Origin of the sequence: Photobacterium angustum, from assembly GCF_003026365.1 — a bacterium.
Taxonomy (GTDB): Bacteria; Pseudomonadota; Gammaproteobacteria; order Enterobacterales; family Vibrionaceae; genus Photobacterium; species Photobacterium angustum.
On the sequence record NZ_PYOM01000012.1, the window covers coordinates 143,986 to 164,850 of the forward strand.

Genomic DNA, 20,865 nt, shown 5'->3' on the forward strand with positions numbered 1-20,865 from the left:
CGTGAAATCATTATCACGCTTATCGTCTTAACCATAACGATCATCACAACTTGTATTGGTATTTGAATCTGTTTCAGTGTTATTCATTTGCTTAATACACAGATTGGCCATTTGATACTGCAATCAATGCGTTATTGTTTTGTATATTACTTTGCTTGTATACACGGAATGGATTGCCGTTGTTGGTTTAACGGTTAACAAAACAAAGGATTGTATGAAAAAATTAATTGTACTCGCGATCATTGGCTTTGCTGCTTGGTATTACCATGAGCATCACGGTTTTGATTTCTTAGAAAACTTAGACCTTAATGACTTCAAAATTACTAACAAATACAACAGTGAAAACAAGTTTTAATCGATACATGGTGGTTCATCATAATGTGAGATGGTCGTCAGTGTTAACCTTGCTTGGTGTAGATGTTTGTAAATAAACAGATGAGCTAACTTGGTAAAGTCTACGTTTGATTTCACGTCAAAAACAACATTTAGGAACCTTTATGACTAAGCATCAATGCCCTAACTGTCACTCTCCTATTTCTCTTAGTTATTTGTTATTTAGCAAATACACAACTCAATATCGCTGTGTAAAATGTTCAGCACTTATAAAATGGAATCGACGAAGAAAACTATTTGGAATGTTTACGACAGTTCTTCCAGCCATTTTGATTTTCACATTTAATGCATTAATCCCAAATCTAAACCTGTTGCTGTGTGGTTTTATCTCAGTGGTTGTTGCTACATTAGCTCTATGGTTGGTACCTAACCAAATTGAATTAGTTGATGAGAATGTAGGTAGTTAGTTCTACCTTATCTCTGTAACCTTTATCGATGATCATTCTGTCAATAATTCGCTTATGACTTAATTTTTATAATTAGTTTTATGACTAATTCATTAGTGATTACACTTCTTGAACGAGAGAATTACTAATAATCTACTGATTGGAGTCATGTCGAGAGGAAATGTTTTTAATATATTATTCAAATTTTTGTAATAAATTGAAAATTAATATTGATATTTTATATATTTTCATAACTCACAAATGTTGCGATATTGTTTTCTTTCATTAAGAATGGGTAGCGTATGTTGAGAATATTGTTAATTATAATTTCTTTAATAAGTTATAAACTAATTAGCTTAGGTAGTATCAAGAATATTGATCCCACCTAAGTTTATTTATCAGAATATTAACTTGTTTGCGAACCTAAATCAGAGTCAGCTTTCGAGCCATGTAAAAGCACAGACGACTCATCAATTTTAGTGAGTTTCTCCTTTTTATCAAAATAGTAGAATGCGTACAATTTAAATATCGCTGATGTTCCATCTAACTTAGATGCAGTTACTGTATGTATGTCAGATATTGTCCCATCACTATCAATGTTCACATCTTCAAATACAATATCCATACTTTTTAGCTGATTACTTAAAAACGATGCATGCTTAATGAAAGCGTTATAGTTATTTTCTTTATCTCCAACTTTTTGCACAAAGCCAGATGCAAGCAAGGTTTTTAAATTATTTTTATTTGAAGCGATGAATACTTTAAAAAAATTAGCTAAGTATTGGTTTGTTTCTGGGTGACTATTATCTTTAAAGTGTATTGTTAAGCTTGGCTCATCTACTTCTTTAAACTTAATTGGTGTTTGTATTTTATCTGTGTGACTTTTATCTTGCGCTTGAGCCTCTGTTGTTACGAGTACTGATGTCGCAACAGTAGTAATAAGCATTGTTGATAAGCATTGTAATTTCATAATATACCTCCGCTGTTTAGAAACTATATTATGTATACTTTCTTTCGTGTTCGTTTGATACTTTACGACATCAACCGTTGAGGATGCGCCAATTTATCCTTTTGTCAAATCACTATATCAATGCGAAATATAACAGTGAAAACACGTTTTAATCGATACATGGCGATTCATCATTATGTGAGATGGTCGCCAAACGTTAATCTTACTTGATGCAGATGTTTGTAAATGGATGATCTAAGTTGGTAAAGTTCAAGTTGGATTACACACAAACACAACACTTAGGAATCTTTATGGCTAAGCATCAATGCCCTAACTGTCACTCTCCTATTTCCCTTAGCTATTTGTTATTTAGCAAATACACAACTCAATATCGCTGTGTGAAATGTTCGGCACTTATGGTATCAAACCGTCGTAGAAAAATTACTTGATTAACACTGGCATTCTTTTCTTCATTTTTATACTCATTGATTAATAACCATGTCCAAAATTTGTTTTTAACAACTTTAGTGGTGTTTATTGTGTTTTTCTCAATCCTTTGGCTGGTTCCAAATCAAGTTGAATTGGTTGATGAGAATGTAGGTGGTTAGTGCTACCATTCGCTAAACCTATGCTGCTAACTAACCTATATTTGAATTTTCGGCTAGTCAATCCTTGCCGATACCCGCAAAGCGGAAGCCCTCTTAATTAAATCTCTAAACATCACCTTTCTAATAAGCTGTTCTTTCCTTCTTTGGGGAGCTGCTGTTTTTCATAGTGAGAATGTTTTGAAAGACGCAGACATAATAATCAAAGATTAGAGCTTTTTATGATGGTTGCTTTGCCTAATTTAAATTACATCAATGTATCATTTAGCATGCAAAAATGTACAATTAGCACTAATTTAATAATTGTGTGATTTTGAGGTTACAGGATGTCGAATTGGGAAGATATTAAGAAAAACAATAAATTCAACAGCTTGTATAGATTTTATCCATATAATGCCCATGATTTGGATTCACTCTCGAATAATTATCTGTGGTTTAGTTCTTATGCTGATTTTAATGATCCTTTTGAAGATGTATTTATAAGAAACGCTATTTTTAAACTTAGTGATTTTGAATATAGTGATGCTAGAGCAATTTCTTTTATAAAGGAGTTTTATAAAGATGAATTTGATGATGCTAAACTAACGGAACTATTAACGAAGCTTGTTGTAGATAAAAATTTGGAAAGTTATTTTAAGGAAAAATTAAATCGATTAGTAGAAACTACACAGCGCCTACTAGATGAGTACATTGAGATCAATAAAGCCTGTTGTTTTGCAACAGATGATCTTAATGGCAATAAAAAGGCTTTAGAAAATAAACTTATGTGGTCTCATTATTCTAATGGATTTAGAGGTTTTTGTATCGAATATGATTTTGATTTACTGATAGATAGTATTTCACGTTTTACTGATCAGGCAGTTGGTTTGTCTCCAATTATCTATTCTAATTTATCAAAACACCATGTTACCGACTTAGCTTTGCAGACAGGCTCTATCAAACTAGATTTTGGTTCACTTATATGCATGAAATCTAACGAATGGGCATATGAAAATGAATATCGATTATTACTCTCAAATATGCCCAACCTTAATTATTTTTCATCAAAATCTATTAAATCAATAACTGTTGGTGAAAAAATGCCAGAAAATAAATTAAATACTTTAGTTTCAATATTAAAAAGTAATCCAGATATTAGCTGTAAATTGAATAAGGCATACATAGACCCTGATGATTTTAATATAAAAATTGTTGAACACTCTACTATAAATTAATGAAAATTAATTAAGGCATAATCATTTATAATTATTATGCCTTATTTTAATTAATGTTTTTTAAAGTAACTTTGTTACTCGAGTGATTTATCTTTGAATTCGACTATATGACCGCCGTCTACTTCAAGTTCTTTCCCTAACACTATAAACTCTTTAAATTAATGCGTTAGTTATTCTTCTTAATTCTACTTTTCGACATTTTTACATTTACCCCAACCTTTCACCAAATCGCTCTAACAAAAACTCAATAAACAATCGAAGCCGTTTGGGTTGGTACTGGCGGCTTTGGTAAATCACGTTTAAGTCCGCACTGGCTGAAGATGTCGATGCGTTGAAGTTCTTCATGTAACCATCAAGCACTTTCACTAATCGTTGCTCTTTTATGTCGTGCTGAATATCTAATATCGACTTTAACGCTATGCCTGCTCCATCTAATGCCCATTGGCGGATCACTTCGCCATCATCTGAAAAACGTTTCGGTACTAGGGTTATCACTGTTTGCTGGTTGTCGTCTGTAAAGTGCCATGTTTTCAGTTCTTCATTACTGCGGATCATAGCTAAACAATGATGATCGGCGAGATCTTGCGGTGTTACGGGCGTGCCTTTGTTTGCCAAGTATTCAGGCGTTGCACATAACACTCGCCTGCTGGCTGCCAGTTTGCGAGAGATAAGATTACTGTCTGCCAGTTCACCATAACGGATCACAATATCAATCCCCGACTCTGCTAAGTTGGTCAGCTTATCGTCTAAATACAAGTACGGCACTACATCTGGGTATCGTTCGCAAAATGTCGAGATGATGGGTGAGATGTATTGTTTGCCTATGTCTCGTGGCGCCGAGATCTTTAGCGTCCCTCGTACTTCTTGGCTACCGGTTTGAAGTAAGTTTTCTGTCTCTTTTACGCTATCGATGATCTCTAAACAGGCTTGATGATACAGCGCACCAGATTCGGTTAAAGAAATATGCCTAGTACTGCGATTAAGCAGTTTAACACCGTAGCGATCTTCTAATGCTTGTAGCCTAGCTGTTACCGTTGCGGGAGATAAACCTAACTCTCTGCCTGCTGCGGCCATGCCTTGATTTTTAACGATACTGATAAATAACGTCATATCAGAAAACTTATCCATGCCCTTTCCTTTTGTTTATTGTTCAGCTCAGCCGAATAATCTTTTTAAATTTACCCCAATTATAAAATTCTATCCAATGAATATACTGACGCCATCAAAACAAAAATGGCTAGATAGGAAATAATGATGAAGCTTTATATTTATGAACATTGCCCTTTTAGTGCTCGCGTCCGTTATGTGGCTGGAATGTTGAATATCCCACTGACGGTAACTTGTATTGCTTATGATGATGACAAAACCACGAATGCGCTCATCGGTACTAAGCAAGTGCCTCTTTTGATTAAAGATGATGGCGAAGCTTTAGCCGAAAGCTTAGATATTATTCAGTATTTCATTGAGTTAGCGCAGTCTAGCGAGACAATTGAAATTTCTAAGGCTGTGTTTGATTGGCAAAAAAACGCGTTTCTTCCATTACAAAAAATCGGCTATCCACGTTGGTCAAACATGGCGTTACCTGAGTTTGTAACTGACTCTGCTCGACAATCTTGGCGAGCCAAGAAAGAATCAGACGAGTTAAATTTTGATGCGTTATTGCAAGATACCGCGAATATCGCCAATGACGTTAAGTCTCTTATTAAGCAAGCAAAAACGATCTTGCAGTTAGAAACGAACCAACCTGTTCGTTTGATTGATGGTGCGATTATGTTCTCTATTTTACGTGGGTTCTTTAGTGCGCCTGAGATCAAGTGGGACAACACAGTAAAAGATTGGATGGAATCGGTCAGCGTTAAAACCCACTTACCACTACTTAAATAAGGTGTCGATAATGAGCAAGCTTTTTGAATCAACACAGCTTAACGAATTGAATCTACAAAACCGTATTGTTATGGCACCGATGACACGTGCGCGTAGTAGCCAGCCGGGTAATGTTCCAAACGCGATGATGACGAGTTATTACCAACAACGTGCAAGTGCTGGATTAATTATCTCTGAAGCGACGCAGATTTCTGATGATTCGCAAGGCTATTCGTTTACGCCTGGTGTTTATACCGATGAGCAAGTATCGGGTTGGAATTCGGTAACGCAAGCGGTACATAAGAACGGCGCGGCGATGTTTTGTCAGCTATGGCATGTAGGTCGTGTGTCTCACCCTGTATTCCAAAATGGAGAGAAGCCGATTGCGCCATCGGCACTTAAACCTGTTGAAACTAAAGTGTGGATTGCGGATGAACAAGGCAATGGCAACATGGTCGATTGTGTTGAACCAAGAGCTATGACACAAGCAGATATTGATCGGGTTATCGCAGATTTTGCTTATGCTGCAAAACGCGCCATTGATGCGGGATTCGATGGTGTCGAAATTCACGGCGGTAATGGCTATCTTATCGATCAGTTCTTACGGACTAACTCTAATCATCGTACATATAGTTACGGTGTCACTAGAGAAAATCGTATTCGCTTCTTACTAGAAGTTGTTGATGCTGTGAGTAATATTATTGGTGCTAACAAAGTGGGTGTTCGACTTGCGCCCTTCATCACTTTTAAAGATATGAATTGCCCTGATATTGTGCCGACTATTTTAGAGGCAGCAAAACAACTTCAAGCCCGTGACATTGGTTACCTGCATTTATCAGAAGCGGATTGGGATGATGCGCCTGTGATCCCCGAACAGTTTAGAATTGATCTGCGTGAGTATTTCACTAATACGATCATTGTTGCAGGTAGTTATACGCAAGCACGTGCGGATGAAGTGCTTAATAAAGGCTATGCCGATTTGGTGGCGTTTGGTCGTCCGTTTGTGGCTAATCCTGATTTTGTCTCACGTCTACAGCATCAACAACCATTAGCAGAACTGGATGGTACGACGCTATTTGGCGGTAATGACCACGGTTATACCGACTATCCTACTCTTGGCTAATTAAGCCTTAATTCTGAAGGCATAAGTATTAAGGCCAGAGTATTTAAAGCAAGCATATTTAAGGCATGGGTTGTTTGCTCATGCCTTTTTTACACATATAACTTGGCTTTACCCCAATCGCCCTGCTTGCTTTAATACCCCATTAAATATCGATTCACTAATATCTGTAGGAAAATCGTTGGGTAATTGTTGTCGGACTTTTTCTATCGCACTTGGCGCTTGGTTTTTCATTTCAGTCATTAATTCATTAGCACGTTGGGTCGAAAATCCAACCGCTTTAGCTGTACTTAAAAAATGGCGAGGCTGAATGGTTTGCCATTTGTAATATTTCTTGGTGCCCGTTAATGCCATTGCCATCTTTGCTTTCTGTTTCGGAATGCTGTTTGAATCCATTAAAGGATAAGCAGAAATGATGTCGTATAGTGGCGTCATGCTGTAACGGCTTTCAGGTTCTAGAAATAAGCTGAAGTTTTTACCGTGTCCATCAATGGCTGCTAACAACCAAAACAAGATCTGTGCTTTGAAAAACACTTCTCGATCTTGGGTTGATGTGCGTGAACCTAATAGAAATTGCATGATACTGGCAATATTTGGCCCACCGTCTGATTCATATTTTAATGCGGGTGCAACACCTAACGCTTGACACATGTCTTCTTGGGGCAAACGCATTAGCCAACTGCCGTCTTGCGACCATCGACGATCAAAGCGCGTTAACGCCAATGCTTTTACATCTTCAACATTGATTATGGTGGCATCGTTCACTTCAAAGCCAAATGCCGTCGCGATTTTTAAACATAACCATTCGTTTTCACAGCTATCGCTTAAGTCTATGTTTTTGTGCGGTAAGATCCCGATTGGCAATTTCAGAATATGGCTGGTTGGGGTCGAACCTAACGGTAAATGCCACTGATTTTGATACCATAACAAGCCCGTTTTTTCCTGTGCGCCTGCAATAGATATACGAAAGTCGTCCATATCATCTAGCATGCCGAGTGGCGCATCACTTTGGTAACCTCGTAATACCTGTGCCATTCGAGATTCGGTTAATGGTTCTGCTTGTATTTGCCTTACATCCTGTAGGCTATGTTGTGGTGAATAAAGCTGAATAGCACCAACACAATCGCCGCCTATCTTACTTAATAAATCAAACGGTCGTTTAGTGGCTGCTTGAAAACGAGACTGAATACGACTGCGAATTTCTTCATTATCAGGCAATAAGTTATCGAAGAAATTGTAAGGAATATCACCATGATAAGCATCGTGGCGTAACGGCATAGAAAGTGAGATCGCACGGGCTCCTGCTCGTGATAACCATGTTGGATCATATTGAAACGATATAGCACCAGAGCTTGCTTTGGTTAAGCTGCCGACTAAGATCCCATTCATTGCAACCGTTAACACATCCATGTTTACCACTCCTCATTCCATTTCTGTTCTGTGGTGTGTGGTTCGGTGTTTGTGTTACGCGGTTGAACATGCAGTTCTAAATCTAATGCGGCGAGTAATTTAAAAAGCGTTTCTAGCTTGGTACTTTCTGGGTTATTTTCAAACGCAGATACGGTGGTTTGTTTAATACCGACCAGTTTAGCTGTATCACTTTGGGTTCTGCTTTGGGCTTTACGTTGATCTCGCACTGCATTGGCGAGCATTTTAGCTGATGTGATTTGCATGGTTCCCACTTTAAATTATCCGCTATAAAGGATATTTAAAGTATATCCCTTACAGCGGATATTTTCAATTTATTCGCTATAAGGGATATTACTGCATTATCCCCTGTAGCGGATAATACGTTGAGCTAAGTGAGGCAATTAAAAACGGTAGCTTGTGCCGACATAGAAATTGTTCATAGTTAAAATGGAGCTGTCAGCAAACTGGTAACCTACGTTGATACCCATTCCGTTGTGGAAGCGTTTTTCCCAACCCACTTGCAGATCGGCACCAACCTTACTCTCATTATGTTTTACGTTATTCATCTTGTAATCAACATCGTGATAAGCAACACCAACTTTCGCGTACAATGCATTACCATGACTTAATGGATATTGCCCGTACAGTGATAAACGTGGCCCACCGTATGACGATACATCAGCAGATGACAGCAAGCTGGTAAAGTCGCTAAAAATACCATCATAGCTTCGGGTATAACCAGCTTCTACCCCCATGTAATCGCTAAGCATATGACGGTAATAGATATCAAATGCCACGGTATCGCCATCATTGGCATCGTATTTTAAATTAAAATCTTGGGTACCATAGCCAATAGATCCACCAATGATATTCTCGTTCGCTACTGCAGTTTGAGATAGCAGAGTAAGTGATAATAAAATGAAAACTGTTTTTAATTGCATGTTAACTCCTATCAGTAAACAGACTTACGCTATAAGCTTATTTATTGATATTTATGTATTTTTTATAATTATATGAATAAGTAAAAGCAGACGGTTGATCTACTATGTGACTGACGCCACTTGTTTAGGTCGGCAAGTATATGAATAGATTATTAACACAAACTGAACGGTGTACAATTTCTAATTGTGTGAGGAATATTTAGCTAGCTATAGATTGACTGTATGCATCTAATATTAAGTAAAAAACCAACACATAAGCTGAGTTATTAAAAAAGGAATAAACATGGTTGTTTATTCCTTTTGTGAATTTATATTTAAAAGCAGATATTGTTTGTATCTTACTTTTTAGCTGAGCGTTGCTGCTCTTTATGGGCCAGTTTGGCTTTTTTACGTTGCTCTATCAGTTGAGCTGCATCACCACCGACATGAGTTTCGCCACGCGCATTCGCTAACTGCACTTGTTTTTCACGTTCACGGAAACGGGCTTTTTGCTCATCGCTGTGTTTATCAATACATTTTGGACAACTTACACCCTTTTCAAAATGCTCTGATAATTGCTCTTCTTGTGTGATTGGTAATCGACAGGCATTACACACATCGTAATCACTTTTTTCTAGTTGGTGGTTTACTGCAACTCGCCCATCAAACACATAGCAGTCACCTTCCCACATGCTTTCTTCTTGTGGGACTTCTTCAAGGTATTTAAGAATGCCACCTTCAAGGTGATAAACTTCTTCAAACCCTTGTTCTTTCATGTATGCGGTTGATTTTTCACAACGGATACCGCCAGTACAGAACATCGCAACCTTTTTGTGTTTGTTAGGATCGAGGTTATCTTTCACGTATTGCGGGAATTCGCGGAAGGTTTCTGTATTTGGATTTACGGCGTTTTTGAATGTACCAATATCGACTTCGTAATCGTTACGAGTATCAACCAGAACAACATCAGGATCTGAAATTAATGCATTCCATTCGTTAGGTTTTACGTAGGTTCCCACTACGTGACGAGGATCGATCCCCTCTACACCCATAGTAACGATTTCTTTCTTCAGTTTTACCTTGGTGCGGTTAAATGGCTGCTCTGCATTAAATGATTCTTTATAAACAACGTCAGCTAAGCGCGGATCTTGTTTAAACCAGGCAAGTAACGCATCAATAGATTCTCGTTTACCTGCTACGGTGCCATTGATCCCTTCACTTGCCAGAAGCAATGTGCCACGAATGTGATTAGCTTCGAGCAATTCAGTTAATGGTTGGCGAATTTCTTGGTAGTTATCTAATGCGACAAATTTATACAGCGCACATACAACGTATTGAGACATGTTTCTTCCTTCTGCGAGCTGGAGCGTAAATCCAGTGCTTTATGTATTCTATTTATAATAGTGAGTTTAAAACTTGCGCAGTATAGCTAAGACAATGTGTAACAAAAACCAACTAAAAATAGGGAAATACCCCTTTTTTGTTTCTTTAAAATTCCATTAATCTTCAAACACTTTTCACATCAATATTAAAGGTAACTTTAACTTATTGATTCTTATGTTATTTGTTAATATCTGATAATTATTAAGGTTGTTGAACATATAGATTGAACTATGAATACTAAAGCAGACAGTTCTACGATTAAAAGAGATACGGTAATAAATATGAAAAAAAATACGATGAAAGAAAAAAAGCCGCTTTATCGGAAAGTGAATACTAGAACTCGAGGTGTTCGGCATCTTCACGGTAGCGACTATAGTAAAACTCGGCATAGAAGTGATGTGTTGACAGGTATGAGTAAAGGCCTTCAACGCGGATTAGATTACACGCCTCTCTATAAGTTTTTACTGTCCAAAGTTGGCAATTGTTGGAATGAGATTTATAGCGAAGCTATTTCTCGATTGGATAAACCCGATCCTATTTTTAATATGGTTGCCAAACGGCAAGACTTAGGTAACGACATAATACTTGAAAGTGAAAGTACATATTTTAGTGGTTTATATATTGATACCGATGGCACACTGCAAGTGGTTAACCCTGATATAAATGAAGATAGCCTAAAGCCGTTTTGTAAATGCTGTACACATACATTTAATGGTATTCCTTTTAGCCAAAAATATACTGTTTAAAAACGGAAAATAAAGTATCTTAGAAAATATTTGGTTTTAATTTGATTTTTGTGAGCTTTTATAATCTTACGTTCATTATATTAACTATTAACGATTACCAAATTGATATGAATAATGAATATTAAAAAATTATGCTCAGCGTTAATGCTGGGGTTATTATTAACAGGTTGTGCAGCAAGTAATGTTTCTTCATCTAATGTGCCTGATTTACCTATTAGTCAGAAAACTAAAGGGCGGATTTATATTATTAAATCTGATTTACTAAACAATGTAAAATACACAGAAGTAGGTAAAGTAAAAGCTAATGCTAGATATGGCTATGACAGTGTGGTGACTTTATACCCACTATTAGCAGATGAAGCGAGAAAAATTGGTGCCAATGCCGTTATTAATTTATATGGTGGTCATACTGTTACTGCTTTTTCTTGGGGAGCTCCTTATACCGGCGGCACAGCAATTAAAGTTGAAGATATTGAGCAATTAAAACAATATGACGTAGACGTTTATTAGCCCTATTTCTTTGATAATCTTTTTTATAATCTACTCTATTACCGTTTGCCTGTACTGAAGCTATTAGTACAGGTTTTTTTTTATCCTAATAAAGCTCACTTCTATATTCGCCTGTATAAAAACAGCCCAACAAGTGACAATGTAACAGATGTGGGTGTGATTGATAGTTATAATCACTTGTTATTTTTTAAACATATCGTCTTTTTAGATTTCAATTATTTTATAATAATATCAGTTTGTTACTTAATGTTTTATTTTGGTTTGGTTTTTATGTGGTTATAGTTTAGACGAAAAAGACGGATTTCCATAAGCTGAGCACAATTCAGAAAACACAAAAAATTGAGAGGGTTTAAATGACTTCTTATAGAAAACTATTATTAGCATCATCACTTATTATACTTGCTGGTTGTAATTCAGGGTCAAGTTCTGATGCTAAGTATACAATTACTAAGGAAGTAATTAAGCCCGCGGCAGATTATAATTTTAATGCTGAAGAAATTTCACAACTTGTAAAGAACCGTGAAGAGTATCTTAGAAGTATTGATCTTACTTTTGACGGGACAGTTTATAATCGCGTTAAGTTCGCACACCAAGTACTTGACGACACAATTGTTGTGAAATTAGCAGATAATTACGATCATAATATTGATTTAATGATTGAATTTGACGATGACGCTCAGTGTGTTATTTATAAAAAGGACAAGTACAGAGAAGTCTTTGACTGTGGTGAGATTAATAAACCCGAACCAGATGATAATTCAACCTTTATTCAATCAACATCAACACCAAACATGAATAATGTTATATTAAATTATGATAATGATAAGATTGAAGAGTTACCGATGATTGGTTCAACATTACTATCGGTTGAATATTACAGTGACAATATTGATATTATAACATCATTTGCATTTAAAGATTTTTATAACGACCTTTTAAAAGGTCATGAGGATATTACTGAACGCGAACTCAATCTTTCATCATTAGGTTTAACTACGTATCAACAACTATCTAAAATTGTTGAAGACTATTACGGTCAGGGCATGTTGATCAAGTTTGATAATCATATTGGTGGCAGTATGGATGATGATATCAATATGTATACCGGTTTGATGATTCGAGATAATCATATGTCTACAATGGTTACTCGCAATGGTTCGGTATTCTCAGGCGGGACTGACTTATTTGCCGCTGGTGAGGAACGCTATTTACAACTAGCTCAGCCTGTGGCGAATATTGAAATCACGAAACAAGTAGGCGTTCATAGCTGGTCTGAAGGCGATAAAACAGCAAAAGAATTCCCATTTACAGATTTAAGTCATCGTAAACAAGCGACCTATTTTAAAACTATGCTTGGTGATAAAGGTGTTGATTTCTACATGTACACATTAGATTCTGCACCTGCAAGTGGTGAACATTGGGTCACGAAAAAAGAATCTGATAAATATGGTTTAATCATGATTACCTATTTCGATTAATATCGATTTATAGCTAATAAAAAACCGACATGTTGTTAGCATGTCGGTTTTTTAATAGAGACTTATAAATTTTGAAGCTGTAAATCTTTGCTAATCAATAACAAAAACAGGTGTAGCATTAATTAACATATAATTTAGCTCTATTTTTCCAGGATACAAAAGGCATGAAATAAAATGTAAATGCTATATTGAACTAATTATATTTATCAGTTCCTTATTTACAGTTAAATTCCATCATGACTTGATGTTCTGAATTTAGTAGATTACCACCAAGTAAAATATTACTCGCGGTATTTGCAAGCTCTGTTGTGTTCTCATCCATAGCATGATTGAAATAATCATTTACAGAAATTACATAGTAAGATTTACCCAAATCTTTACATGTCTTTTCAGCAGTAGCATTTGCGATTCGTTTGGCTTCCTGCACACTGCTACCAGTTGCCTCTACAGTATAAGAATTTTCTTTAGGTGTAACAACGCCTAACTGTGATGCACATCCAGTAAGAGCAAGGAATAAAAATGGAATGATAATTTTTTTCATAAACTATTAATTTCACTTATGTTTAAGCTTGACTTTTAATCATATCGGTACTTTTTTGATACATCAATGTTTTTATTTTGAAGATAAACCTTGATGTACTCATTATTTTAAGTATAAGTAAAAAACCGACATGTTGTTAGCATGTCGGTTCTTTTGGTTTTTATCTTGTTGCTTGGTTATCGATCTAATGAATGCTTCCAATGCGATTGAAGCGAACACCATTAGGTAACCAATGTGGCCATATTGAGTCTGGGTTATGGTTGAAAGTAAAGCTGATCCAAATAAAGGTCGCTTTACCCACTAAGTTCTGCTCTGGCATAAAGCCCCAGTAACGGCTATCTAAGCTATTATCTCGGTTGTCACCCATCGCAAAGTAATGACCCTTTGGCACTACCCATACACCCATTGGTTGACCTGGCTGTTGGTAATAACGATTAATTTGCTCTGGTAGAGTTGGATCACGCAGAATATGGTGAGTCACTTTACCTAGTTCTTCTTTATACTCGTTTAGGTCTGTACCTAATTCAGTGAATTTGGTTAAGCCAACATATTGTTTTGGTACTTCTTTTGCTACTGGACATACTTTCTGTCCGTTACAAGCTGGTTTGATATAAAGGGTTTTGTTTTGATAAATAATAGTATCACCCGGTAAACCAACTACGCGTTTGATTAAATCAATTTTAGGGTTTGATGGATCAATAAATACTGTTATGTCACCACGTTGTGGCTTACCTGTTGGTATTAGTGTTTTATGGAAAATAGGATCGCGTAGGCCGTAAGCGAACTTTTCTACCCCAATAAAATCACCAGGAACCAATGTTGGCTGCATGGAGCCACTTGGAATTTGGAAAGGTTCGATAATAAATGATCGAATAATTAAAATAGCAAATAACACCGGAAACATTGAGCGTGCTTGAGCAACCCAACCTGTATTCTCCTGTTTAAGCTCTTCTCGTTTAGGTTGCCACACGAACTTATCTAACGCGAAAACAATACCTGTAATTAAGGTCGCGAGAGTAAGAATAAGTGAGAACATTTCTGCTGCGTTGAATACTGAAAGCATGTGCTATCCCAAAAACTGTGTAAATAGAATAATCTACAAATAATAGTATTGCGTATTGAACATGATTAATGTGCTAAATAAAACGGCTATATTTTGGAAACTATGATCCCACTATATTGATATATGTGATTTCATCAATTTAAATAATATTCTATGTTGCTCATTTTATTCATAATTGCAGAATTCTAATTGATTAACAGAATAAAGTGTCAAGCCAAGGCCAAGATTGAATTCAGCGAGTCGTTTAATGATGCTAGGGCTTAAAAACTCGGTAAATGCCAAATGTTGTGAAGATGCTTCATAACCAATGTTTACGCATTTGTGTTCAATTTCATCCCATTCCTGTTTGGCTTTATTAGGCATAGCGTTTAGCCATTGGCAATGTTGTTCTATGCAATCATTTGGATTATCTAGTGGTTCAAAAGAAAGATTAGTAGCCCAATATGGGTCATGTTCATTTGGTGGATAAACTTCGCAACATGTATCTTGCTGTTTGACAAATGCAGCTAAGAATGGAAAAGGTTTGTGTGAGCGTATTTCTAGATCAACCGTGATATAGCGTGTTTTCATAACTGAACCTGTTTTTTAACGAACATAAATGACATAAAAATAAATTAATTATGCTATTTATGCATGTAATTACCTTGCAATATATTACCATCTGAAGTGGCAAAATAATGCTAACGGTTTGTTTGGCATTTGTTTGTTTTACGACCCAACTCCTGCTCAAAAATTGGTCTTAATGTATAAAATCATCACTCTATGTAATTAATTTATAAAATATTCCTTTAACGGCTGTTATTCTTCTGGCGTATTATGTTACTTTTTATGTATAGCAGCATATTAAACAGAGTTACTAGAATGAAGATGCCCATAGCTACAAACAAAATATTTTTTTACGCGTCGTTAGTTTCTACTATTGTTTATACTTGCGAGTTATTGTACTTAACGCTACATAGGACAACCACTCTGCCCCATTGCATTATTATTGCCCTTTTAAAATGCGTGGCAAGCTGCATTATCTGTTTAATTTCATTACAATCTATCTATCATAAGCGTGAAGATAAATTTAATGAGCGAATGCAAAAGTATGATGATCCTACTTTAAATCAAGAGAGCTCTGAAAATAAACACCGATAGTGAGTGTCTTAAGCCTAGCTTCAGCTTCTTTGAGATATAAAGCATTTCGGTTAATGTAACCAATACGTTAAGGGTAAAAAATGCGAATAGGAATTGTTGGATTAGGTGATATAGCGCAAAAAGCATATCTTCCAATTATGACGCAACTTAAAAATGTAGAGTTAATTTTTTGTACACGCAACCCTACCGTTTTAAATGCATTGGCAGATCAATATGGTGTAACTTGTTGTTTAGGTGATTACCGCCAATTAAATAAAAAGAATATTGATGCCGTGATGATCCATGCTGCAACGCATATTCACTATGACATAGCACATTGGTGTATAAAACAAGGTATTCCTACTTTTGTTGATAAACCGTTAGTTGATAATGCTGAGCAAGTTGAGCGTCTTTACGAACTTGCAGAACAACACAATACTCCACTTTATGTCGGTTTTAACCGTCGTCACATTCCTCTATTTAACAAACATTTACCCGAATTGGCTTCCGGTAATATTGGTGAGTTGCATTCACTTCGTTGGGAGAAAAATCGACATAATCTTGTTGGTGATATCCGCCCTTTTATCTTCGATGATTTTATTCACGCACTTGATAGTGTGAATCTAAATGCTAAATCGACAATCGATGATGTTTATGTCACTCATCAAATGTTTGGCGATCATCTTTCACGTGTTGATGTGCAATGGCAATCAGGGCAATGTTTGTTACATGCTTCGATGAACCGTTTAAATGGCATTACCAATGAGTGTGTTTCTGCCACTTATCATAACCAGTCTTACCAATTTACTTCATTTATGCGTGGCCAACGTTGGCTAAACAACGAAGAAAGAATTTTGACATCAGAAGATTGGATGCCGATGTTAGCAACCAAAGGTTTTGATACCATGATTTCTGATTGGTTAAGTGTGGTTGAGTCAGGTACTATGCCACTGCATACTGTCGAACGTAATGTTTCAACACACCAATTAGCGGATGCAATTGCCTTGCAATTAGAGACATTATTTATCCGTTAATCGATTTATATTATTAAATATAAAGATAGATACCATTATCACTAACGTAAGCTAATGGTATTTATCCTAATGATATTCAAATGTTTTTTGGTATTGTTTTAGGCTCAAACCAAACTGATGTTGAAACCGTTGTGCAAATCGAGCTTCTGATTTGTAACCACATAAATGTGCAAGTTCTATTTGTGAATATGGCTTAGTTTGCAACAAGCTTAATGCATACCCCATTCTGAGTTCTGCTAATACATCCCTAAACTGAGTATTTTCGTTTTTTAAGCGTCTAATTAATGTCGATTTACTTAACCCGAAATGATCACATACCGATTCAATTGAGTGATTGGCTTTGGGATCGTCATTAAAATATTGGGTTAACTTATCTCGCCAACTCAAATTTCGCATAGAAAATAACTGATGAAGATAACCGCTGTTAGCAAGGTGCTCAAATAAAGCATTAACGATATGTGTTTGTACGTTGGGCTTAATACCCTTCGGCATTGTTATAATGCTTTGCCATAAGTATTTCGCTGTTCCATCGAGGCTATATTCAGGTGTTAAACCATCTTCCTGATTTTCTTGCGATCGTTGGATTTGCTCATCTGTAGGACGGATAAAAAAACTCAGTTGAGTTGAAAAAAATTTGGTTTGATTAGGGTTATTGATAAAGGTTAATGATGTATGGCCATGTGCCAATAACCAGTTATTACTATTGAAAGGGATCCATTCATTTTGCCAGTGCAACTTTTTATTACCCTGTTGAATCCAGAAAATTGAAGGGTAAATAATAGGTACATTTCGTAGGTGCTGCGGTTGATTACCGTTGTAATAGTTTAGTTTGATTATGCCTGACATGTTTTCTTTTTATAAACCTTGTGACTGGTTATTGAAATACACAGTAAATAGACACAAGGTTTATCTCAATAATTATTTATATAAGCGTTAGCATTATTTATCGAACATATGTTGGGGTTATTGTTGATTTACCCAATGCAGTTGCGTTTAGCATAAAGCTAACTAATGCACATGATGCGTCATCAGGCACTTCAAGTTTTTCTACTGGTAGTGCCCATACTGTAAATTGGTAACGATGCATACCGTGACCTTCAGGAGGACAAGCGCCGCCGTAACCATTAAATCCGTAGTCATTACGCATCTCTAAACCGGCTGCAAGTTTACCTGATGCATCCTGTTCGATTGATGTTGTTGATGCTGGAATATTTATCACTTGCCAGTGCCAGAAACCACTTTCTGTTGGAGCGTCTGGATCAAAACACGTAATTGCAAAACTTTTTGTTCCTTCAGGTGCGTTTTCCCATGATAGCTGCGGAGAAACGTTATCACCGTCATGTCCGAAACTGTTAAATGAAAAGCGCTTGTCCTTTAGTTGGCCTTCTACAATGTCTTGGCTGTGTAATGTGAAAATTGTCATTTTTTTAGGTCCTATTATTTTTCGTTGGAATAATAATAGAACTATTTTGACCACAAAATATAACATTAAGTATCACATTGCTTTTTAATGGTTCAATTTTGATACTTATTGTTTAAATGTTAATTATATCTTTGAAGTTCTAATCGCTTTTGGGCTTAAAAATCGTTACGTCTTGAAAATCTGAACGACTGGAGTAAGAGTTTATCTACGTTAAGCTTGATGAGTTAAGTACTTCTTTTCCGACTTTTCATAAAAGCATTGGTTAATGAATGGCGTTATGACAGTATCAAATGAACGTTATTTTGATCAATTTTCATTGAAGATGTGACAAATATCCATGTTGTCATAAGGTAACAGCATTAATTAATACAACTAATTACAACGATTTAAATCTTGAATTGATGTTACCTAATACTGTTTATAAAATCAGTGTTGTTATATACAGTTGGATGTAATTACTATATGCGTATTGAATTGATGCTTAACAAACTAAACCTATCTGATGTTCATTTTTCAAAGATTGATGATGAATTTAACCGAAGAGTATTAATGAACTGGCCGGATGCAAATATTCGTGTTCGCCTTGGTGGCGGAAATAACCTAACAGTGCTTGGTGGTTTTGCCGATGATAAAGAGCGTGTTGAAACATTGCTACAGGATATGTTTGATGAAGCGGACGATTGGTTATACAACGATCACGATATGTATTAATTAAGATATAAGATTCTTAACCTGAATTTGTAGCACGTCAATTTGGTTTTTTATCTTTCTTTTTTAGCTATCTGTAAAATAATTTTCTTCACCTATAATGACCATATGTTCAGTTAGTTATATGGTTTTGTTATGAGTGATTTTGTTTCTAAAAATATCTGGTCTGATTTTAAAAAAGAACCTGAAATGCCAGGTTTTAGTTTCCGAGACACAGATGAAAAGAATGAAAACTGTGTAACAGCTTTACTTGAACGCTGGGAAGCAGGTACGTTTGAAGCACCGCATCATCATCCCAATGATGACATGTCGATCATTGTTAAAGGTGAAATTGTTATTCAATTTTACGTAAAGAAAGATGGTGAACTTGCCAAAGATGGTGATGAAGTGACTCTATCTGCTGGTCAAACAGGTTATATTCAAGCGAACAGAATACATAGTGTTTTATACAAAACTGATTGCGATATGGTGTATATCCAAGATCGCGTATTTGGTTTTGAAAGTGACGAATAAATTAGATGTCATTTAAAACAGCCATTCTTCCGAGTGGCTGTTTTTGTTTACAGCACAACCCATGGTTCATGTTCAACAAGTTCAACCGTTACTTTTTCCTCTCTTACTACAAAGTTTAGTTTTTCTTTATAGTTATCAATTTCATCTTGGTTATTACAGGGCCAGAAGAAATGAATACCGTAGCTTACGGTGATCACACCACTATTTGAATCTTTTGCTATTTCTACCATATCAACATTTAGGCTTGCTGTTGCAAATTGATATCGAAGATCTTGTTGATCGTGTTTAGTGAACAAAGCGTGGGAGAATTTATCTTCATGGCTTTGTACATATTCGATTATATTTTCTGCAATTGAAAGTTTGTTATTGACTGAAAACGTTACTGTTTTGATTGTCATGATCGGCCCCTATCTAATTAAGACTATCATTACATATTTAGTATAAAACGTCAGTTCTGATAACAATAAGTAATTTTGCTATTGTCGTTAGCTACAATTGTTGATTCTGCAGCTTTATTTATAGCTATAGATGAATCATCTTCCATTGAGCCATCTATTGTACTGTTCGCAGTATTACACATAATTGCAATTGACTGCTCTTTCATGTTCACCTTGACATGGTTGACGCCTGATGTTAAGGAAAATAATGAATCTGTAGCGAGCGCCAAATTTAAAACACCAACAGGTTTAACGATATCAATGGATGATGATTGAAAGGCATTAACGATAACTTTTTCAGCAATAATACTGACCTTTGCATGTGCATTGTCTGTTGCCGTAATATCGAGATTAGTGGTTGAACCATGAAGTTCAGCATAACTTTTGTTCGATACATTCGCGGTGAATTTAGTTTCATCTAACGCACACCCATCGATATTTATCTTTGCGTGATTAGCGATATCAATTTTGGTTAGAGGTTTAGAAACAATGACATGAGCGGTAATGTTAACTTTTGGGTTATCTTTGTCTGTAGAATATAATTTAAGCGTCGCATCATTCACTTGTAACTTAACCTTTTCAAGTTCATCACCATTAAAAGATATTGATGGTAATTTCCCGCAATTTATATCCAACACTAAATTGTTAAGGCTTATATCTATTTCATTAAATTGCTTTAGATAGATATTCGTTGCACTTACTGAAGTAGAAAAAATACAACAAAGCCAAATAGCTCTCTTTAACAATTTCATACCTACATCCTTTTATCTCCATTAACTTTAATTATAAGTAATTACCTTCTCATTCATCGTATCAAGTTTACAACCACTTAAGTGACGCTGTAACACTTCAATAAATCACTTACTCATGGCTTAACACTCTTTACTTATTAAAATTATAACCGCGATAAACATGGCTACAAAATGACCACAAAACCACAATACAGATGATCTTAGTTGATCTTGAAATTCTTTCTAAGTGACAGATTTACATAGTAATAAATTCTAAGTCTTATATAATATCTCTTATAGCAGATCTAATATAACTTAT

24 protein-coding genes are annotated in these 20,865 nt (G+C 35.8%); 11 read left to right on the top strand and 13 right to left on the bottom strand.

What is annotated here, in order from left to right; all coding sequences use genetic code 11:
- Positions 1–214: 214 nt before the first annotated feature.
- Positions 215–355, top strand: coding sequence for a hypothetical protein (locus CTN01_RS22795; RefSeq protein WP_167335197.1), 141 nt, complete (start codon positions 215–217; stop codon positions 353–355).
- Between the two features lie 142 nt (positions 356–497).
- Positions 498–800, top strand: coding sequence for an SIR2 family protein (locus tag CTN01_RS22685; RefSeq protein ID WP_146150429.1), 303 nt, complete (start codon positions 498–500; stop codon positions 798–800).
- 385 nt (positions 801–1,185) lie between these two features.
- Here CTN01_RS22685 and CTN01_RS13860 read toward each other — a convergent pair whose 3' ends face one another.
- Positions 1,186–1,749, bottom strand: a complete 564-nt coding sequence (locus tag CTN01_RS13860) for a hypothetical protein (RefSeq protein WP_045148910.1) — start codon at positions 1,747–1,749, stop codon at positions 1,186–1,188.
- A gap of 910 nt (positions 1,750–2,659) precedes the next feature.
- Here CTN01_RS13860 and CTN01_RS13870 point away from each other — a divergent pair.
- Complete coding sequence (locus tag CTN01_RS13870; RefSeq protein ID WP_045148911.1) at positions 2,660–3,547, top strand: DUF2971 domain-containing protein; 888 nt, start codon at positions 2,660–2,662, stop codon at positions 3,545–3,547.
- A gap of 207 nt (positions 3,548–3,754) precedes the next feature.
- Here CTN01_RS13870 and CTN01_RS13875 read toward each other — a convergent pair whose 3' ends face one another.
- Entirely contained in the window at positions 3,755–4,675 is a 921-nt protein-coding gene (locus CTN01_RS13875; RefSeq protein WP_045148912.1) for a LysR family transcriptional regulator, read from the bottom strand.
- A 126-nt stretch (positions 4,676–4,801) separates the two neighbouring features.
- Between CTN01_RS13875 and CTN01_RS13880 the strand changes: the two genes are divergently transcribed.
- Both CTN01_RS13880 and CTN01_RS13885 read left to right on the top strand, forming a co-directional pair.
- Entirely contained in the window at positions 4,802–5,431 is a 630-nt protein-coding gene (locus tag CTN01_RS13880) for a GrxB family glutaredoxin (RefSeq protein ID WP_045148914.1), read from the top strand.
- Between the two features lie 10 nt (positions 5,432–5,441).
- Positions 5,442–6,533: an alkene reductase gene (locus CTN01_RS13885; RefSeq protein WP_045148916.1), complete on the top strand. Its 1,092-nt coding sequence runs from the start codon at positions 5,442–5,444 to the stop codon at positions 6,531–6,533.
- A 108-nt stretch (positions 6,534–6,641) separates the two neighbouring features.
- Here CTN01_RS13885 and CTN01_RS13890 read toward each other — a convergent pair whose 3' ends face one another.
- From CTN01_RS13890 to trhO, 4 genes are all read right to left on the bottom strand, one after another.
- Positions 6,642–7,940, bottom strand: coding sequence for a type II toxin-antitoxin system HipA family toxin (locus tag CTN01_RS13890; protein WP_045148917.1), 1,299 nt, complete (start codon positions 7,938–7,940; stop codon positions 6,642–6,644).
- Between the two features lie 2 nt (positions 7,941–7,942).
- Positions 7,943–8,203 (bottom strand): helix-turn-helix domain-containing protein, encoded by a 261-nt coding sequence (locus tag CTN01_RS13895; RefSeq protein WP_045082096.1) that lies wholly within the window; start codon positions 8,201–8,203, stop codon positions 7,943–7,945.
- 138 nt (positions 8,204–8,341) lie between these two features.
- Positions 8,342–8,881, bottom strand: coding sequence for a porin family protein (locus tag CTN01_RS13900; protein WP_045082097.1), 540 nt, complete (start codon positions 8,879–8,881; stop codon positions 8,342–8,344).
- 338 nt (positions 8,882–9,219) lie between these two features.
- Positions 9,220–10,203: an oxygen-dependent tRNA uridine(34) hydroxylase TrhO gene (trhO, locus tag CTN01_RS13905; protein ID WP_045148919.1), complete on the bottom strand. Its 984-nt coding sequence runs from the start codon at positions 10,201–10,203 to the stop codon at positions 9,220–9,222.
- A 270-nt stretch (positions 10,204–10,473) separates the two neighbouring features.
- Here trhO and CTN01_RS13910 point away from each other — a divergent pair, with 270 nt between their 5' ends.
- The 3 genes from CTN01_RS13910 to CTN01_RS13920 all read left to right on the top strand — a co-directional run bounded on the left by CTN01_RS13910 (position 10,474) and on the right by CTN01_RS13920 (position 12,977).
- Positions 10,474–10,989 (top strand): hypothetical protein, encoded by a 516-nt coding sequence (locus CTN01_RS13910; RefSeq protein WP_208598940.1) that lies wholly within the window; start codon positions 10,474–10,476, stop codon positions 10,987–10,989.
- Between the two features lie 114 nt (positions 10,990–11,103).
- The gene (locus CTN01_RS13915) at positions 11,104–11,499 is read left to right on the top strand and encodes a hypothetical protein (protein WP_045148921.1); all 396 of its coding nucleotides are present in this window, start codon (positions 11,104–11,106) and stop codon (positions 11,497–11,499) included.
- A gap of 353 nt (positions 11,500–11,852) precedes the next feature.
- Positions 11,853–12,977: a hypothetical protein gene (locus CTN01_RS13920; protein WP_045148922.1), complete on the top strand. Its 1,125-nt coding sequence runs from the start codon at positions 11,853–11,855 to the stop codon at positions 12,975–12,977.
- A gap of 214 nt (positions 12,978–13,191) precedes the next feature.
- Here the strand turns inward: CTN01_RS13920 and CTN01_RS13925 are convergent, their stop codons facing one another.
- From CTN01_RS13925 to CTN01_RS13935, 3 genes are all read right to left on the bottom strand, one after another.
- The gene (locus CTN01_RS13925; RefSeq protein WP_045148923.1) at positions 13,192–13,518 is read right to left on the bottom strand and encodes a hypothetical protein; all 327 of its coding nucleotides are present in this window, start codon (positions 13,516–13,518) and stop codon (positions 13,192–13,194) included.
- 184 nt (positions 13,519–13,702) lie between these two features.
- Positions 13,703–14,581 carry a signal peptidase I gene (gene lepB / locus CTN01_RS13930; RefSeq protein WP_080896198.1) on the bottom strand — a complete coding sequence of 293 codons (879 nt, stop codon included), beginning with the start codon at positions 14,579–14,581 and terminating at the stop codon, positions 13,703–13,705.
- A gap of 165 nt (positions 14,582–14,746) precedes the next feature.
- Complete coding sequence (locus CTN01_RS13935; RefSeq protein ID WP_045148925.1) at positions 14,747–15,151, bottom strand: hypothetical protein; 405 nt, start codon at positions 15,149–15,151, stop codon at positions 14,747–14,749.
- Between the two features lie 650 nt (positions 15,152–15,801).
- Here CTN01_RS13935 and CTN01_RS13940 point away from each other — a divergent pair.
- Entirely contained in the window at positions 15,802–16,734 is a 933-nt protein-coding gene (locus CTN01_RS13940) for a Gfo/Idh/MocA family protein (protein ID WP_045148926.1), read from the top strand.
- 66 nt (positions 16,735–16,800) lie between these two features.
- On the opposite strand, the gene CTN01_RS13945 is transcribed toward CTN01_RS13940, so the two are convergent.
- Entirely contained in the window at positions 16,801–17,580 is a 780-nt protein-coding gene (locus CTN01_RS13945) for a helix-turn-helix transcriptional regulator (RefSeq protein ID WP_045148928.1), read from the bottom strand.
- A gap of 97 nt (positions 17,581–17,677) precedes the next feature.
- The gene (locus tag CTN01_RS13950; protein WP_045148930.1) at positions 17,678–18,157 is read right to left on the bottom strand and encodes a YbhB/YbcL family Raf kinase inhibitor-like protein; all 480 of its coding nucleotides are present in this window, start codon (positions 18,155–18,157) and stop codon (positions 17,678–17,680) included.
- A gap of 462 nt (positions 18,158–18,619) precedes the next feature.
- Between CTN01_RS13950 and CTN01_RS13955 the strand changes: the two genes are divergently transcribed.
- The gene (locus CTN01_RS13955) at positions 18,620–18,868 is read left to right on the top strand and encodes a DinI-like family protein (protein ID WP_005365202.1); all 249 of its coding nucleotides are present in this window, start codon (positions 18,620–18,622) and stop codon (positions 18,866–18,868) included.
- 132 nt (positions 18,869–19,000) lie between these two features.
- Positions 19,001–19,378, top strand: coding sequence for a cupin domain-containing protein (locus CTN01_RS13960; protein WP_045127450.1), 378 nt, complete (start codon positions 19,001–19,003; stop codon positions 19,376–19,378).
- 47 nt (positions 19,379–19,425) lie between these two features.
- On the opposite strand, the gene CTN01_RS13965 is transcribed toward CTN01_RS13960, so the two are convergent.
- Together CTN01_RS13965 and CTN01_RS13970 are read right to left on the bottom strand one after the other, a co-directional pair.
- The gene (locus CTN01_RS13965) at positions 19,426–19,776 is read right to left on the bottom strand and encodes a hypothetical protein (RefSeq protein ID WP_045148932.1); all 351 of its coding nucleotides are present in this window, start codon (positions 19,774–19,776) and stop codon (positions 19,426–19,428) included.
- Positions 19,777–19,826: 50 nt separating this feature from the next.
- On the bottom strand, positions 19,827–20,567 hold the full coding sequence (locus tag CTN01_RS13970; RefSeq protein WP_045148933.1) for a GIN domain-containing protein: 741 nt from the start codon (positions 20,565–20,567) through the stop codon (positions 19,827–19,829).
- Between the last annotated feature and the right edge of the window lie 298 nt (positions 20,568–20,865).